General features: G+C 68.3%; 14 protein-coding genes and 1 tRNA gene. 3 read left to right on the top strand and 12 right to left on the bottom strand.

The window, feature by feature from the left end; genetic code table 11:
* Positions 1-15 precede the first annotated feature (15 nt).
* The 10 genes from ACJMKX_RS10985 to ACJMKX_RS10940 form a co-directional block, all read right to left on the bottom strand.
* On the bottom strand, positions 16-1230 hold the full coding sequence (locus ACJMKX_RS10985; protein ID WP_405224953.1) for a heme biosynthesis HemY N-terminal domain-containing protein: 1215 nt from the start codon (positions 1228-1230) through the stop codon (positions 16-18).
* Positions 1227-2618 (bottom strand): uroporphyrinogen-III C-methyltransferase, encoded by a 1392-nt coding sequence (locus tag ACJMKX_RS10980; protein WP_405224950.1) that lies wholly within the window; start codon positions 2616-2618, stop codon positions 1227-1229. Before ACJMKX_RS10980 ends, ACJMKX_RS10985 begins: the two co-directional genes overlap by 4 nt.
* Positions 2615-3385 carry a uroporphyrinogen-III synthase gene (locus tag ACJMKX_RS10975; protein ID WP_405224947.1) on the bottom strand — a complete coding sequence of 257 codons (771 nt, stop codon included), beginning with the start codon at positions 3383-3385 and terminating at the stop codon, positions 2615-2617. Before ACJMKX_RS10975 ends, ACJMKX_RS10980 begins: the two co-directional genes overlap by 4 nt.
* A complete protein-coding gene (gene hemC, locus ACJMKX_RS10970; RefSeq protein WP_405224944.1) occupies positions 3382-4299 on the bottom strand; it encodes a hydroxymethylbilane synthase in 918 nt (305 codons plus the stop codon). Before hemC ends, ACJMKX_RS10975 begins: the two co-directional genes overlap by 4 nt.
* A complete protein-coding gene (locus tag ACJMKX_RS10965; RefSeq protein ID WP_405224941.1) occupies positions 4296-5027 on the bottom strand; it encodes a LytR/AlgR family response regulator transcription factor in 732 nt (243 codons plus the stop codon). Before ACJMKX_RS10965 ends, hemC begins: the two co-directional genes overlap by 4 nt.
* Entirely contained in the window at positions 5024-6079 is a 1056-nt protein-coding gene (locus ACJMKX_RS10960) for a sensor histidine kinase (protein WP_405224938.1), read from the bottom strand. The genes ACJMKX_RS10965 and ACJMKX_RS10960 overlap by 4 nt, the downstream gene beginning before the upstream one ends.
* Before the next feature lie 62 nt (positions 6080-6141).
* Positions 6142-6606 (bottom strand): DUF4124 domain-containing protein, encoded by a 465-nt coding sequence (locus tag ACJMKX_RS10955; RefSeq protein WP_405224935.1) that lies wholly within the window; start codon positions 6604-6606, stop codon positions 6142-6144.
* Between the two features lie 321 nt (positions 6607-6927).
* Positions 6928-8202, bottom strand: a complete 1275-nt coding sequence (locus ACJMKX_RS10950) for an ammonium transporter (RefSeq protein ID WP_405224932.1) — start codon at positions 8200-8202, stop codon at positions 6928-6930.
* 29 nt (positions 8203-8231) lie between these two features.
* Positions 8232-8570, bottom strand: coding sequence for a P-II family nitrogen regulator (locus ACJMKX_RS10945; protein ID WP_405224929.1), 339 nt, complete (start codon positions 8568-8570; stop codon positions 8232-8234).
* Between the two features lie 66 nt (positions 8571-8636).
* Positions 8637-9278: a TorF family putative porin gene (locus tag ACJMKX_RS10940; RefSeq protein WP_405224926.1), complete on the bottom strand. Its 642-nt coding sequence runs from the start codon at positions 9276-9278 to the stop codon at positions 8637-8639.
* Between the two features lie 273 nt (positions 9279-9551).
* Here ACJMKX_RS10940 and ACJMKX_RS10935 point away from each other — a divergent pair, with 273 nt between their 5' ends.
* Entirely contained in the window at positions 9552-9821 is a 270-nt protein-coding gene (locus ACJMKX_RS10935; RefSeq protein WP_405224923.1) for an accessory factor UbiK family protein, read from the top strand.
* A gap of 64 nt (positions 9822-9885) precedes the next feature.
* Positions 9886-11421 (top strand): YifB family Mg chelatase-like AAA ATPase, encoded by a 1536-nt coding sequence (locus ACJMKX_RS10930; RefSeq protein WP_405224921.1) that lies wholly within the window; start codon positions 9886-9888, stop codon positions 11419-11421.
* On the opposite strand, the gene ACJMKX_RS10925 is transcribed toward ACJMKX_RS10930, so the two are convergent.
* Entirely contained in the window at positions 11418-11924 is a 507-nt protein-coding gene (locus tag ACJMKX_RS10925) for a c-type cytochrome (protein WP_405224918.1), read from the bottom strand. The genes ACJMKX_RS10930 and ACJMKX_RS10925 overlap by 4 nt on opposite strands.
* A 136-nt stretch (positions 11925-12060) precedes the next feature.
* A complete protein-coding gene (locus ACJMKX_RS10920) occupies positions 12061-14232 on the bottom strand; it encodes a serine/threonine-protein kinase (protein ID WP_405224915.1) in 2172 nt (723 codons plus the stop codon).
* Between the two features lie 136 nt (positions 14233-14368).
* Between ACJMKX_RS10920 and ACJMKX_RS10915 the strand changes: the two genes are divergently transcribed.
* A tRNA-Arg gene (locus ACJMKX_RS10915) sits at positions 14369-14445 on the top strand.
* Positions 14446-14594 lie beyond the last annotated feature (149 nt).

Raw genomic sequence — 14594 nt, 5'->3', positions numbered from 1 at the left:
CGACTCAGGGGCGGCTCAGCGGTGCTCGTCGCCGGCTTCCCCCAGGTGCGGCAGCGCGAGCCGGTCCGAGGTGGCGACCATGTTCAGGCCGGAGCGGTAGGCGTCGGCGGCGGCCTCGCCTTCACCCAGGCGGGTGAGCAGGCGGCCGTAGAGTTCGTAGGTCTCGGGCGTGGGCCCGATGGCGAGCGCTGTCTCGAGATAACTCCTGGCCTTGCCCCAGAGTTCCTGGCGCATGCACAGCCGGCCGGCGGTCAGCAGCAGGGCAGCGTCCTCGCCGTGCTGCTTCAGCCAGTTCTCGGCGTGACGGAGCTGGCGTCCGGTGTCTGCCGTTTCCAGTTTGCCGTACAGGCGGGCCAGACCCGGTGACCAGCGGGCGCGCAGCCGCCGTCGCAGTTCGGCCTCGGCCACCTCTTCGCCCCCCGCACGGGCCAGCGCGTCGACGTAGGCGGCGATCAGCACGTCGTCGTCGCGCCGCGACCTCGGTATCTGCTTCCACACCGCCGTTACGCGGGTCGGATCTTCCCCCACCTGCTCGAGCTTGCGCCGGTGCACCTCCCGGGTCCATTCCTGCAGCGTCCCGGCCGGGATGCGCCCCTGCTTTCTGAGCTTCGGCAGCAGCTCGGCGAGCTGATCCCAGTCTTCGAGCTCGCGATAGAGCCGGCCGAGCAGGAACAGGGCCTGGGAGTGGTCAGGCGCGTTCTCCTGCAACCGCCGCAGCGTCGCCAGCGCCTGCTCGTATTCCTCGGCGGCGAGCTGCAGCTCGGCCTGGGTCAGGAGTACGGCGTTCGCGGCATCCGGGGTCTCCTCGTAGGCGAGCCGCAGCCACTTGTCCCGGCGCTCGCCGTCGCCCTGGAGCTGGGCAGCCCGTGCCGCGGCCAGATAGTTCAGCAGCGGGGCGTCGGACCGGTCCACGCGTCGGGTCAGCAGCTTCTCGCCCTTGGAGAAATTGCCCTCGGCCACCTGGATCAGGCCTTTCGTGAACTGGTGGCCGGCGCGCCGGGCACGGAACTCCCCGGCCTTCTCGCCCAGTTTCTTCGGCGCCTTGAGGAGCTCCCAGGCGAGCCAGAGAGCGAACATGGTGGAGAGGATCAGTGCCAGCAGGATGGGCACCGACATCTCGATCAGCCAGCCGCGGATGTTGATGACCACATAGCCCGGGTCGGCGAACAGGAGGTGTGCGCCCAGGGCGCCCAGGATCAGCGTGGCGACAACCCAGGCTCCGAACTTCATTCGGCTCCCTCGTCGGCTCCCCGGCCATCTCCCTGGGCCAGGGCCTGGCGCTGGCGGAACAGCCGCAGCGAGGCCGAGATGTCGGGCAGCTCCGCAGCGACCGGGCTGTCGGCGAGTTCGGCGATGGTCTCGACGGCGCCGCTCACCGCCTTGGCCTCCCTGTCGAAATAGCGCTCCAGCCAGCTGCGGGCGTCCTCGAGGCTCTGGCGGAATATGGCGCCTTCGCCCTGCAACAGCGCGAGGCGCGCCGTCTGCAGCTGCAGCGCGATGTTGGTGCGCAGAAAATACTGTGCCTCCGGCGACAGCAGCGGCTCCAGCTGTTCGTTGGTGCGGCGCACGCTGACCATGTCCGAGAGGGCGTTCTTCACCGCCGTCCAGGCGCGGCTGAATCCGCTCAGCTCCTCGCCTATCTCCGGCCGCGGCCGATCCTCCGGCGTCACCTCCTCGTCCAGCGGCAGCGACTGGATGACGTCGGCCAGGCTCGCCAGCGTCAGCGTAACCCCTTCGATGTCGACGTCCTCCACGGCCCGCAGCGCGGTGATCTCGTCGGCGAGTTCGCGACGGACCGGCGTGTAGACGGGGTCGCCCAGCTCACGGATGCGGCGGTCGGCCAGTTCGAGCGCGAACGCCGCCAGCTCCGCGTTACCGGCCAGCTGCGCCTGGGCGTTCGCGAGCTGCATGTAGTACTCGGCCTCGGCCACGAGCCAGGCGTCACGGGCGCCGGCCGATACGCCCTGGAGATTGGCCATGGACTCTTCGAGGTTCTCCATGCGGCCCGGCAGGGACTCGACGATGTCACGGCTCTCCCGGAACTCCCGCCGCAGCCGCGCGAACTCGTCCGCATCGGCAGCCTGGCGAGCAGATTGCTGCGCCTGCTGCACCGATTGCTGCAGTGAGGACAGTCGGCCGCGCAGTTCCGCCACGGTGTCCGCGTTCTCCGCCGCCCGCGTCTCCAGCGTGTCCACCGCGGCTTCCAGGTCGGCCGTGTCCGCGCCGGCGCTGCGCTCCAGCCACCAGCCGTAACCGCTGAAGCCGGCAGCGGCGAGAGCGAGGACGAGTGCCAGCGCAGCGACCAGCGCGACGGTCCTGCCGCCGCCCCCGCTGCCGTCGTTCCCGCCGCCGCCGGGTACGGGCGCGGCCGTGCCCCCGGCATCGTCGGCCGGTTGTGCTGCGGGGGATTCGCCGGATTCCTGTTCGAAGGCGGCTTTGGGAGCGGCCGTCGCGGTCTCCGCGGTGTCGTCTGCGGGCACCGGCGACTCCCGCGTGCGGGCGGCGGCCTCGCTCTCGTCTACCGGCTCGCGCCCCTCGCGGTCTTCCGGCTGGCCGGCGCCGGCCTGGGCGTCGTCGTCCGCTGCGGTCTTCGACCCGGGCTTTTCTTGCTCAGTCATGATCTGCTCTGTCCCGTATCCCCGTCGGGAAAGACCATCGCCCGGACGAGGTCGGACGGCTCCGGGCCTTGCGCAAGCAGGGTGTCCACAGCGATGTCTTCGCGTACGGCGAGTTGTAACACACGATCGCTGGCGCTCACCAGTGTGGCGCCCCGCAGCACCGCCGCGCCTTTTTCCCCCAGCAGTTCCGCGAGGTTATGCAGCGTGGCCACGCTGAGGCAGGTCACGTAGCGGAGCCGACCCTCGCGCCAGGCGGCGATGACCGTCTCGATCTCGCCGGCCCCCGCCTGTGGCAGCCGGCGTTCATAGACCTCGGCGTAGTCGACCGTGGCGCCGCGCTCGCGCAGGGTATCGGCGAGCAGCTCGCGCCCGCCGCGGCCGCGTACGATGAGCACGCGCCGGCCGCCCATGTCTGCGAGTTCGCCAGCGGCCAGCAGGCTCTCGCTGTCGTAGCCGCCCGCGGGCGTCAGGTCCGGCGGCCGGCCGGCCCGGCTCATCGCCTCGGCGGTGGCGGGACCGATGGCGGCGTAACGGCAGCCGGCCAGCGACAGGAACCGGGCGCCGTAGCGCACCGCGTTGGGGCTGACGAAGACGGCCAGGTCGGGCGTCTCGCCGCCGGCCTCCGGCCGTTCCAAGGGAACGATCTCGAGCGCAGGCAGCAGCCAGGCCACGCCGCCCGCCTCCTCGACGGCCGCGACGAGCGGGCCCGCCTGATCCCGGGCCCGGGTGACGAGGACACCGGCGCCGGCCAGCGAGGGCCGGGTCATGCCGTCGCGGATTCCGCGGCGGCGAGGATCTCGCCGGCGCCGGCCGAGAGCAGCCGGTCCGCCAGCGTGGCGCCCAGGGACTCGCCGTCCGCGGCGGCGCCTTCGATACTGTCCTCCAGCATCCGCGAGCCGTCGGTGGCGATCACCCGGGCGAGGATCGTGATGCGCTCGCCGGCCGTGGTCGCGTAGACCGCGATCGGCGAATGGCAGTCCGCGCCGAGGGCGACGCCCACCCGGCGCTCTGCGGCGACGACCAGCCGCGCCTCGGCGTGCTCGAGCTTGCGCAGTACCTCGATCAGATCGGCCCTGTCCTCGTGGCATTCGATGCCGACGATGCCCTGGCCGTTGGCCGGCAGTATGATCTGCGGATCGACGCATTCGGCGATGCGCTCGTCGAGCCCCAGCCGTTTCAGCCCCGCGGCGGCGAGCATGATGGCGTCGTAGTCGCCCGCGTCCAGCTTGCCGAGGCGGGTCTGTACGTTGCCGCGAAGCGGCCTCACGGTCACGTCGGGCCGGCGCACCAGTACCTGGGACTGGCGCCGCAGGCTGGAGGTGCCGACGACGGCACCGGTCGGCAGGGCGTCCAGCGTGCTGCCCACCATGGCGTCCCGCGGATCCTCGCGCTCGAGCACCGCCGGCAGGGCGAAGCCGGACGGCATCTCGCCGGGCACGTCCTTCATGGAATGCACGGCGATGTCGGCGTCACCCGCCTCCATCGCCACCTCCAGTTCCTTGATGAACAGGCCCTTGCCGCCGATCTTGCTGAGGGTGCGGTCGAGGATGCGATCGCCCTTGGTCGTCATCGGGACGAGCTCGACCGCTTCGACCTCGGGCAGCGCGTCCAGGCGCTCCGCCACGTGGCGGGCCTGCCAGAGTGCCAGTTCACTCTCCCTCGTCGCGATTCTCACCCTCATTGAATGCCTCCCTTGAGTCGTTGGCGGATCTCCCCGACATGGCGCCTGCTGACGGGCAGCGTATGTCCGGTGCGGCGGAAGCGTACCACCGGTTTGCCGTCGGCATCCTTATCCAGCGCCTCGAGGTGCTCCAGCGCGACCAGGGAATTGCGGTGGATGCGGCAGAAATCCGGCGCGAACTCCTCCTCCAGCGACTTCAGCGACTCGTCGATCAGGTCCTCGCCCCGGCGGTGGCAGGCGCGCACGTACTTCTGGTCCGCCTGAAAGTAGTAGATGTCGGCGACCGGGATCAGGCGCAGCTCGTCGCGCACCCGGGCGCACAGGTGGCGGCGCCGTTCGCCCGTGTCGGCGATGCCGGAGAGCTGGCCGCCGCTGAGTCGGGCCGCGCGCCCCAGAGCCTGCTCCAGCTTGCTGCGACGGATGGGTTTCAGCAGATAGCCGACCGCCTCCGCCTCGAATGCCTCGATGGCGTACTCGTCATAGGCCGTGGTGAAGATCACCGCCGGCGGATCGGGCAGCTGCGCCATGTGCCGCGCGGTCTCGATGCCGTCCATGCCCGGCATGCGGATGTCCAGCAGCACCGCGTCCGGTCGCAGCCGCTCGCAGAGTTCGAGCGCCTCCCGGCCGCCGGCCGCCTCGCCGGCGATCTCGCACCGCTCCAGCCCGGCGAGCTGGTCGGCGAGCCGCTCGCGGGCCGGCCGCTCGTCGTCGACGATCAGTATCCTCACGCCTCCGGCTCCTCGGCGGGGAAGCGCAGTGTCACGCTGTAGCGCTCCTCGCTCTCGTCCACGTCCACGCCGGCGCGGCGGCCGAAGGCGAGCTCGAGGCGCTGGCGGATGTTGTCGAGCGCCAGCCGGTTACCCTCCCGGCGCGTGGCGCCCGGCGCGCGCGGATTCGAGATGGTGAGCACCACGTCGCCGTCGTCCCTGCGGCCCCTGATCGAGACCGCGCCGCCCTCGGGCAGCGGCTCGATGCCGTGATAGATGGCGTTCTCGAGCAGCGGTTGCACCATCAGTCCCGGGATGCGGGCGCGCATCGGCAGTTCGGCGACGTCCCAGTTCACCGCCAGGCGCTCGCCCAGGCGCAGCTGCTCCATGCGCTGGTAGATGCGCGCCACCTCGAGCTCCTGCTTCAGCGGGATCATGCTCTGTGCTTCGGCGAGGGTGGCGCGGAAGAGGTCGGAGAGGTCCTCCACCGCCTCTTCGGCCCGGCCGGGATTGCTGCCGATCAGCGCCGCGATGGTGTTCATGCTGTTGAACAGGAAATGGGGTCGGATGCGGGCCTGCAGTGCGCGGATTCTGGCCCGCGCCTCCAGCTCAACGTTGCGCCGCCATTCGCCGGCCACGTAGAAATATCGCAATGCCACCGCGGAGACCAGGCCGCTGATGCCGAGGTTGCGCAGCAGGAACCAGCCATGGGTCTCGGTTTGCAGGAATGCGCTGGCGTATACGCGGTCGAGCCACCAGGCGCATTCGGAGATCAGCAGGGTCACGAGTTGCAGCAGCACGAAGCAGAGGCTGAGTGCGGTGACGACGTTGATGCCGGCCAGCCAGCGGCGGGCCCGGCACAGGACTGCCGCACTGGTGAGCGCTATCCAGAGGACGAACAGCGAGTTCGTGGAGAGGCCGAGCAGGAACGAGTCACCCTCGGAGGTACCCGCCAGCGTGAGGACGAGCGCCACCATCTCGGCGATGAGCACCACGACGAGCACCGCCCGGGCCGAGCAGAAGTCGGGCAGGTAGGACTGCCCGTCGCTGGTCTCCTCGCCCAATGCCGCCACAGTGAACTCCGCTCGTCCCTGCGCAGGGATTCTACCCCAGCGTCACCGGGCCGGCGGGGGCCTCAGTTGCAGTGCTCGTTGACCGCTTCCTCGGCCTTGGCGCGGGCTTCGTCGATCTCGGCGTCGTCCAGGTACTGGCGTTCGCCGTCGTCGTCCAGCCGGTACAGCCGACGGGAATTGACGTAGCTGCGCAGCCGCTCCCGCGCCTCTTCGCAGCGCGCGGCCTTCTGTTCGCGCTCTGCCGCAGCATCCGCGGCCTGCTGCCCCGCCTCGGCGCGGCGCTCCGCCATGGCCGCGTTGGACTCGGTGCGGGTCGTCTGCCGCTGCTCGTAGCGCCTGGCGACCGTGGCCCGGTCCGTCTGCCGGGTCTCGATGTCGAGCTTCTTCGCATCCTCGCTGCCCGGCTTGTCGCCGTAGTGCACGGTACCGTCGGCGTCGCGCCACATGTAGACGTCGGCGACTACCGGCGCTGCCACGAAGAGAGTGGCGCCGAGAACGATCAGCCCTGTCCGGATCAGTCCATTCATGTCCCAGATTCGTCTTTCCCAGATTGGTCTTTGGAGGGGTTTCAGCCAGCGATGACAGAAGTCTAGCATCGGGGCCGCTCGCATTAAGTGAACCAACTCCCATTCCGGCGTGCGGGACGGCCGCGGATTATGTTCACACTCTGGCACGTCCGGTCGGCGACTGCCCCCCGGCAAAGCGGCGCAGACACAAAAAAAGGGCCCCTGACGGGGCCCGTAACCGTGACTGTTCGGAACAGTCCTGGAAGGTGGGTATCCGCCGGCACCGGGAGGGGGACCGGATGACGCCGGCGGATACCCTTAGTGATTATTGTGGTGTTTGTCCTATTCGCCGCCTCCCTTGACGAACTCCGGGTACGCCTCGAGGCCGCATTCGCTGAGATCCACGCCCTCGTACTCCTGCTCGTCGCTCACCCGGATGCCGATGGTGACCTTCAGGATGAACCAGACGATGAAGCTCGCGATGAATACCCAGGCCAGAATGGTCACCAGGCCGAGCAACTGGGCGCCGAACGTGGCGCCGTCGTTGGTCAGCGGCACTGCCAGCAGACCCCACATGCCGACCACGCCGTGCACGGAGATCGCGCCGACCGGGTCGTCGATGCGCAGCTTGTCGAGGAACACGATGGAACCCACGACCAGCAGACCACCGACGAGACCGATGATGGTGGCCACGCCCGGCGTTGGCGTCAGCGGCTCGGCCGTGATGGCCACGAGCCCGGCCAGGGCGCCGTTCAGCGCCATGGTCAGGTCCGCCTTGCCGAACCAGAGCCGCGACAGGATCAGCGCGCCTACCAGGCCACCCGCGGCGGCCATGTTCGTGTTCACGAAGATCATGGAGACTGCGTTGGCTTCGCCGACGTTGGAGACCATCAGTTCGGATCCACCGTTGAACCCGAACCAGCCGAGCCACAGGATCAGCGTGCCCAGGGTGGCCAGCGGCAGATTACAGCCCGGGATGGCGTTGATCTCGCCCTTCGGCCCGTATTTGCCCTTGCGCGCGCCGAGCAGGATGACGCCGGCCAGCGCCGCGGCGGCACCGGTCATGTGCACCACGCCGGAGCCCGCGAAGTCCTGGAAGTTGGCCTGATCCAGAAAGCCGCCGCCCCACTTCCAGTAGCCCTGGAGGGGATAGATGAAACCCGTCAGCACCACCGCGAAGGCGAAGAACGACCAGAGCTTCATGCGCTCGGCGACCGCGCCGGAGACGATGGACATGGCGGTGGCCACGAACACGACCTGGAAGAAGAAGTCGGACAGACCGGAGTAGTAGATGTCTCCGCCGCTGGCGATCACGTCTTCCGCGGTGTTGTCGGCACCGAGGAAGAAAGAAATCCCCGGGAACCAGCTGGATACCGCGTCGCCGGGGTACATGATGTTGTAGCCGACCACCATGTACATGATGCAGGCGATCGAATACAGACCGACGTTCTTGGTCAGGATCTCTGCCGTGTTCTTGGCACGGACGAGACCCGATTCGAGCATGGTGAAGCCGGCGGCCATCCACATGACCAGCGCGCCCATCACCAGGAAGTAGAAAGTATCCAGGGCATAGGCGAGTTCGGTCACCTGCCCGCTTAACTGTGTGAGTTCTTCCACTGGGGGAGCCTCCCTTTATCGTTATACGGTCAGACGGCCTCCGCGCCGGTCTCTCCGGTGCGGATGCGTATCGCCTGTTCGAGGGTGGTGACGAAGATCTTGCCGTCGCCGATCTTGCCGGTGCGGGCCGTGTTGGTGATCGCCTCGATCACCTGCTCGGCGATGTCGTCGTCCACCGCGAGTTCGATCTTCGCCTTCGGCAGGAAGTCCACGACGTACTCGGCGCCGCGGTAGAGCTCGGTGTGGCCGCGCTGACGGCCGAAGCCCTTCACTTCCGTTACTGTGATGCCCTGTATGCCGATGTCGGCCACCGCCTGGCGGACGTCATCGAGTTTGAAGGGCTTGATGATCGCTGTGATCAGCTTCATTGCGTGTACCCCTGTTCTGGTTGGCTGTCCCGGGGGCGGCAGCCGCTGCCGCCGCCCCCGAGGCGTTCAGTCGAGATCGAAGCCCTTGCCGATGGTGAATACGATCGACTCGTCGGTCTCCGTCCGGCCCGTCAGGTCGTCATCCGCCAGGATCAGCATCACCCCGAGGTCGACGCCCGAGAAATCCCAGCCGTAGCCGAGCTCCAGGTAGCTGCCGTCGAAGTCCTGGCTGAAGCCGCCGTAGGTCGCGTAGAAACCCTCGTACTCGCCGGTGATGGAGTAGAACGTGTAGTCCTGGGTCGGACCGTCGAAGTTCTCGTACTCACCCAGTGCCACGGCAACGCTCAGCCATTCGTAGCCGCCGCTCAGGTTGATCTCCTGGTAGGTGTCGTCGAAGTCGCCGGTGTAGTAGTAGCCGGTGAAGCCGATGCCGTACGTGAAGCCCTCGATCTCGCCGCCATAACCGAAGTAGCCGTCGACCTCGAGACCATCGGCGCCGGGGCCATTGTCCACGTCGGCTGCCCACGTGCCGACGTAGAAGCCGTTCTGCTCGAAGTCGAGACCGGCATAGGCGGACGAGTTCTTCTGGAAGATGCCCCGGAAGTGGTATTCGCTCATCCAGCCCACGTTGGCGGAGAAGTCAGCCATCGCCGCACCGCTCGCGAGAAGGCCGGCGGCCATCATTGCCGTCTTGCTGATTAGTTTCATGAGTGTCCTCTGCTTGATGTCTTGTAGTAGTTGTATGCCCGGCAGCCGACCGGGCCGGTGCCATTGCGGGCTGGTTAAAGCAGATTCCGTGCCAATCGGTAATACACCGTTGAATCAATCAGTTACGCGTTTCGCGCTGAGTTGCTCGCCCCGTTGTGGTGCAAACGATTTGCTGCTTTGCATCATCATGGACATGCTCCGGCACCCGTTTCCGGGCTGGCGGAGCCGATTCCGGCCTGGCGTTTCGCTGCCGGCTGCGTTAAACAAGGGCCCATGGAAAGAGAGACGATCGACAGCCTCGCCAGCCGGCTCGCGGCGGCCGTGCCCCAGGGCCTGCGCTCCGTGCAGGGCGACCTGGAGGAGAACTTCCGGGCGATGCTCCGCACCGCGCTCGCCCGCATGGATCTGGTGACCCGGGAGGAGTTCGAGGTCCAGGCCGCGGTTCTGGCCCGCAGCCGCTCGCTGCTGGAGGAGCTCCAGAAGCGGGTCGCCGAGCTGGAGGCCGAAGGCGGCAGCGGCGAGAGCAACACCGACCAGGACTGATACGGCGCCGGCGTGCCCGGCACCCGACGTTGAATCTGTCAGGGACGTCTGCCAGGGAGGGCGGATGGGAATCGCCACGCTCCATAGCCGGGGCCAGAACGGCCTCGAGGCGCCCCCGGTCACCGTGGAGGTGCACCTGTCCGGCGGCCTGCCCCGTTTTTCCATCGTCGGCCTCGCCGAGGTCGCCGTACGCGAAGCTCGCGACCGGGTCAGGGGTGCCATCCTGGAGAGCGACTTCGAGTTCCCCCAGAGCCGCATCACCGTCAATCTCGCCCCGGCGGACCTGCCCAAGTCGGGCGGCCGCTTCGACCTGCCGATCGCGCTGGGCATTCTCGCCGCCCGCAGGCACGTACCGGCCCCGGCGCTCGGGAACTGCGAGTTCTACGGCGAACTCGGCCTCAACGGCGAGCTGCGGGCGGTGCCGGGGGTATTGCCTGCCGCGGTCCGCGCCGCGGCTGCCGGCAGGGCGCTGGTGGTACCCGCGGCCGTTGCCCGGGAGGCGGCGCTGATCCGCGGGGCTACCGTGTTCGCCGCCTCGAGCCTTACGGAAGTGGTCGCCCACCTGCGCGGCAAGGCGCGGCTGCCGGCACTGGAGACGGGCCTGCCGCCGCTGGCGGACAACGCCTGCGAGGACCTCGTGGACGTGATCGGCCAGTCCCGGGCCCGTCGTGCGTTGGAGGTGGCCGCGGCCGGCGGCCATCACCTGCTGCTGGTTGGCCCGCCGGGCACCGGCAAGAGCATGCTGGCCTCCCGGCTGCCCGGCCTGCTGCCGCCGCTGACCGAGGCGGAAGCCCTGGAGACCGCGGCCGTCGACTCCGTCGCGGGCCGGTCCTTCGACGGCGAGCGCTGGGGCCGGCGGCCTTATCGGGCGCCGCACCATACCGCCTCGGCACCTGCGCTGGTGGGCGGCGGCAGCACGCCGATGCCGGGCGAGATCTCACGGGCCCACAACGGGGTCCTGTTCCTGGACGAGCTGCCGGAGTTTCAGCGTCCTGTGCTGGAAGTGCTGCGCGAGCCAATCGAGCGGGGCCACATCACCATATCCCGTGCCCGGCGCCAGACCGATTTCCCCGCGCGCTTCCAGCTCGTCGCTGCGATGAACCCCTGTCCCTGCGGCTACCGGGGCGATCCCCGCCACGAGTGCCGCTGCACCCCCGGCCAGATCGCGATGTACCGCAGCCGCATCTCCGGGCCATTCCTGGACCGCATCGACATCGGCGTGGAAGTCACGCGGCTGCCGCCGGAGGTGCTGCGATCGGGCCAGTCTTCCGGTGAGCCCACGGCGGCGGCGGCCGCGCGGGTCGCCGCTGCGCGCCGGCGCCAGATCGAGCGGGCCGGGAAGCTGAATGCGGCGCTGGGCGGCCGCGAACTCGCGGCCCATGCGCCGCTGGACGATGCCTGCCGCCGGCTGCTGGCGACAGCCGCCGAGCGCATGGCGCTGTCGATGCGGGCCTGCCATCGGGTCATCCGGGTGGCCCGCAGCATCGCAGACGTCTCCGGCAGCGAGCCGATCGACGCCGCTCACCTCGCCGAGGCGGTGAGTTTCAGAAATACGATTACGGGTGCCGCGGGGATGCGGACCCGGCAGCCCGGGACCTAGCGGCTCTCTTCCACCATGTAGTCGACCGCGGCGATCACCTCTTCGTCCGAGAGATCGGCGCGGCCGCCCTTGGGCGGCATGTAGCCGGCCTCGCCCTGGAAGCCGTTGATGGAATGGTCGTAGAGCGTCTCCATGCCCTTTGCGATGCGTGCCTGCCAGGCGGAGGCATCGCCGACCACTGGTGCGCCTGCCACGCCCGCGCCGTGGCAGGCGATGCAGGCCTGGTTGTACACCTGAGGTCCCGACAGGGTTGCCGCCACCGGTGTCGGTGTCGGCACCGTCGCCGCCGCCGCGCGCGCGGCGGCTTCCTCGCCCGGCATCACCACCTCGCCGATGGGCGCGATGCGCTGCTTCACCTCGGCCTGGAACACTGCCTCCGACTCGGCACCGGGCGTGCGGTCCGTGATGGACTCCGCCAGCAGATAGATACCTACCGCCACGGCGATCAGGATGCCGAGGATCAGCATGAAAATGTCGAAGAAGCGACGGTCGTGCGTGCTCAAGAGATCACTCCGGTTGTTGCAGACGGGCGAATTGGCCGCCGGCGCCGGGCGCCGGGCCGGGATGTCAACAGCCGTCCATTATACCGGCGATACCTGCGATTTGGCAGCGCCCGGAACACCCCGACGACCGTCTGTCTCAGTCCCGTAGTTGCTGTTCACACTGGACGATTCGCGCGTCGTCCTTCCTCACCCATTCGCCCGCCTCCCCGAACAGCTCGACGTGGATTTCACGGGCCTCGCGAAGCAGCGGCAGGGCGAGGTCGCAGCGCCCGTGGTCGCGGTGGGTCTGTGCATGTCCGTAGAGGGAGAGAGCATAGAGGGAATGGCCTTCTCCCACTTCCTGGCGGTAGATGTCAGTCGCCTGGCGATGCAGGCGATCGGCTTCCTCGTAGCGCCCCAGTTCGTTGACGATCGCCGCCTTCTCGAAGAGGAAGCTGCCTCGCCGCGTGCCGTAATCCTCGCCCAGACTCTGCCGGAAGAGCCGGTCCGCCTCGTCGATGGTTGCCAGGGCTTCCTCGAGCTTCTCCTGTTCCCGCAGCGCCCAGGCCATGTTGAAGAGGGTGATGGCGCAGCGTGTGCAATCGTCCCCCTGGACCTGGCGCAGGAGGCGGATCGATTCCCGGTACTTGTCGATCGCCGCCTCCTTGTCGATGTGGCTCAGGACGAGCCCGTAGTCGCCCGTGAATCCGCCCATCACGTCGGCTGCGGCATTCCCGGCGCGATACGCAGCCTCGGCGCGGGCCATATGCTCCGCCGCAACATCGAAGTTTGCGGCGCGCCTTTCCAGCAGGCCGAGCCGCCGCCATGCATTCGCGTACACCAGATCGTCTGTCTTGCCGGCCTGCTCGTAGATGTCGATGATGCCGCGATACTGTTCACGGGCCCCATCGAAGTCCGACAGCCGATAGGTCGCGTAGGCCAGGTTGCTGCGCAGCGAGCCGCGCTGTCTGAAATCGACATCGGGGTGGTCGATCAGCTCGGGCAGTGCGGCTTCCAGCAGCTCGCGACTGTCCGCCCATTGGTTCATGCTGTTCAGCGCACCGGCGAGCGCGTTGACCAGGCGTACGCGCACCGACGGCTGATCCGCGAGCTCGGTCCCGAGCAACTCCGCGCCGCGCACGACCGCCTCGGGCACCGTCCGCGGCTCGCCCGGGGAGAGCAGCGCATTCGAGCCGGATATCATCCGCAGCAGGAAATCCGAGATGCCCTCCGCCGTGGCGGCCTCCTGCTGTGCTCGCTCATTGGCCTGAATGGCCGCTGCCCGTTCATGCTCGATCGCCTGGATGTACCACGCCGTCGAGGCAATCGTGATGGCAGAGAACAGAGCTGTGATGGCGGTGGGCAGCCAGTTGCGGCGCAGGAACTTGGCACCGCGTTGCAGCGGTCCGGGATCACGCGCGGCGACAGGATAGCCACCGAGATAGCTGCCCAGATCGCGCGCCAGCTCCGCAGCGGAACTGTAGCGCTCGCCGGGCTCCGCGCGCAGACACTTGTTGATGATCGCAGCAATCTCGGACGGCAGCCGGGTGAGTAGCCGCGACTCGGCCGTGATCGGGGCTTTGCGTATAGCCCGGGCCGTGGCCGAGGCCGGCGTTTCTTCCTCGAGCCCCGGCCGCCGGTCGAACAGGTCGAGGAACAGCAGCCCGAACTGGTAGATATCGCTGGCGACCGACACCGGCTCGTTCAGGAGCTGCTCGGGACTGGCGTAGCGCGGCGTCATCGGGCGATGCGTTGCGGTCATGTCGTCCGGGGACTCGAGGATCTTCGCGATGCCGAAGTCCAGCAGCTTGAGGCTTCCGCCGCCGCCGACGAGCACGTTCGAGGGCTTGAGGTCCCGATGCACCACCAGCTTTCCGTGAGCGAAGTTGAGCACCTGCGCGAGACCGAGCATCAGCCGCGCTTTGCCGCGCGTATCCAGGCCGGCGTCGCGGACGTAGCGGTCGATCGGTTCGCCTTCGACCAGCTCCATGATGATGTAGAGGTTGCCGGACTCCGACACCCCGGCATCGAAAAGCTGCGCGATATTCGGATGGGCGAGACTGGCGAGGATACGGCGCTCCAGTTCGAAACGCCGGGCATATTCGCCGCCAAGGCCGGACGGCACGACCTTCACCGCGACCTCGCGCTCGAAACTGCCGTCGGTCCGCACGGCCCGGTAGACCCGGCCCATACCCCCGGCGGCGATCAACGAGAGCAAGCGGTACTGCGCGATCGTGCTGCCGACCAGCGGGTCGTCTTCGCTGCCGGCCGCCAGCGCCTCCAGATCGCGGATTGCGCCGCCCGTCTTGAACCTGTCGTCGTCCTGCATGCCGGTCTGCTCCCCCAGCCTACGCCCCCCCGGCCAAGTGCCCTCCAATCAGGTAGATCGGAAACCGAGCGCGGAATCCGCCAATCAGGTGGCAGACGGCCCGGCATAGCCGGTAGAATACGCCACCTTTCCCAAGGCGCCCGTAGCTCAGCTGGATAGAGCGCTGCCCTCCGAAGGCAGAGGTCGCAGGTTCGAATCCTGCCGGGCGCGCCAATTCTTCCCGGGTTTATTCCGGTCACATGGTTTACACCTTATTCCGGACACAGGGTTAACACTTTGTCCGGGACCAGTGACCCGGAAACGGGTTCGATGCACAGTCCGCGCGAACCCCCACGATTTCCACAGCATTTCCAGAGGTTGCT

It is taken from the genome of Lentisalinibacter sediminis, assembly GCF_040706615.1.
GTDB classification, from domain to species: Bacteria; Pseudomonadota; Gammaproteobacteria; order Steroidobacterales; family Woeseiaceae; genus Lentisalinibacter; species Lentisalinibacter sediminis.
Note: the sequence above shows the minus strand (reverse complement) of the source record. Positions and strands in the feature narration are given on the sequence as shown.

What these genes read in the sequence shown, in the direction of transcription:
- ACJMKX_RS10985 (WP_405224953.1), bottom strand. Translation starts at nt 1,230, where the DNA reads ATGAAGTTCGGAGCCTGGGTTGTCGCCACGCTGATCCTGGGCGCCCTG.
- ACJMKX_RS10980 (WP_405224950.1), bottom strand. Translation starts at nt 2,618, where the DNA reads ATGACTGAGCAAGAAAAGCCCGGGTCGAAGACCGCAGCGGACGACGAC.
- ACJMKX_RS10975 (WP_405224947.1), bottom strand. Translation starts at nt 3,385, where the DNA reads ATGACCCGGCCCTCGCTGGCCGGCGCCGGTGTCCTCGTCACCCGGGCC.
- hemC (WP_405224944.1), bottom strand. Translation starts at nt 4,299, where the DNA reads ATGAGGGTGAGAATCGCGACGAGGGAGAGTGAACTGGCACTCTGGCAG.
- ACJMKX_RS10955 (WP_405224935.1), bottom strand. Translation starts at nt 6,606, where the DNA reads ATGAATGGACTGATCCGGACAGGGCTGATCGTTCTCGGCGCCACTCTC.
- ACJMKX_RS10945 (WP_405224929.1), bottom strand. Translation starts at nt 8,570, where the DNA reads ATGAAGCTGATCACAGCGATCATCAAGCCCTTCAAACTCGATGACGTC.
- ACJMKX_RS10940 (WP_405224926.1), bottom strand. Translation starts at nt 9,278, where the DNA reads ATGAAACTAATCAGCAAGACGGCAATGATGGCCGCCGGCCTTCTCGCG.
- ACJMKX_RS10935 (WP_405224923.1), top strand. Translation starts at nt 9,552, where the DNA reads ATGGAAAGAGAGACGATCGACAGCCTCGCCAGCCGGCTCGCGGCGGCC.
- ACJMKX_RS10930 (WP_405224921.1), top strand. Translation starts at nt 9,886, where the DNA reads ATGGGAATCGCCACGCTCCATAGCCGGGGCCAGAACGGCCTCGAGGCG.
- ACJMKX_RS10920 (WP_405224915.1), bottom strand. Translation starts at nt 14,232, where the DNA reads ATGCAGGACGACGACAGGTTCAAGACGGGCGGCGCAATCCGCGATCTG.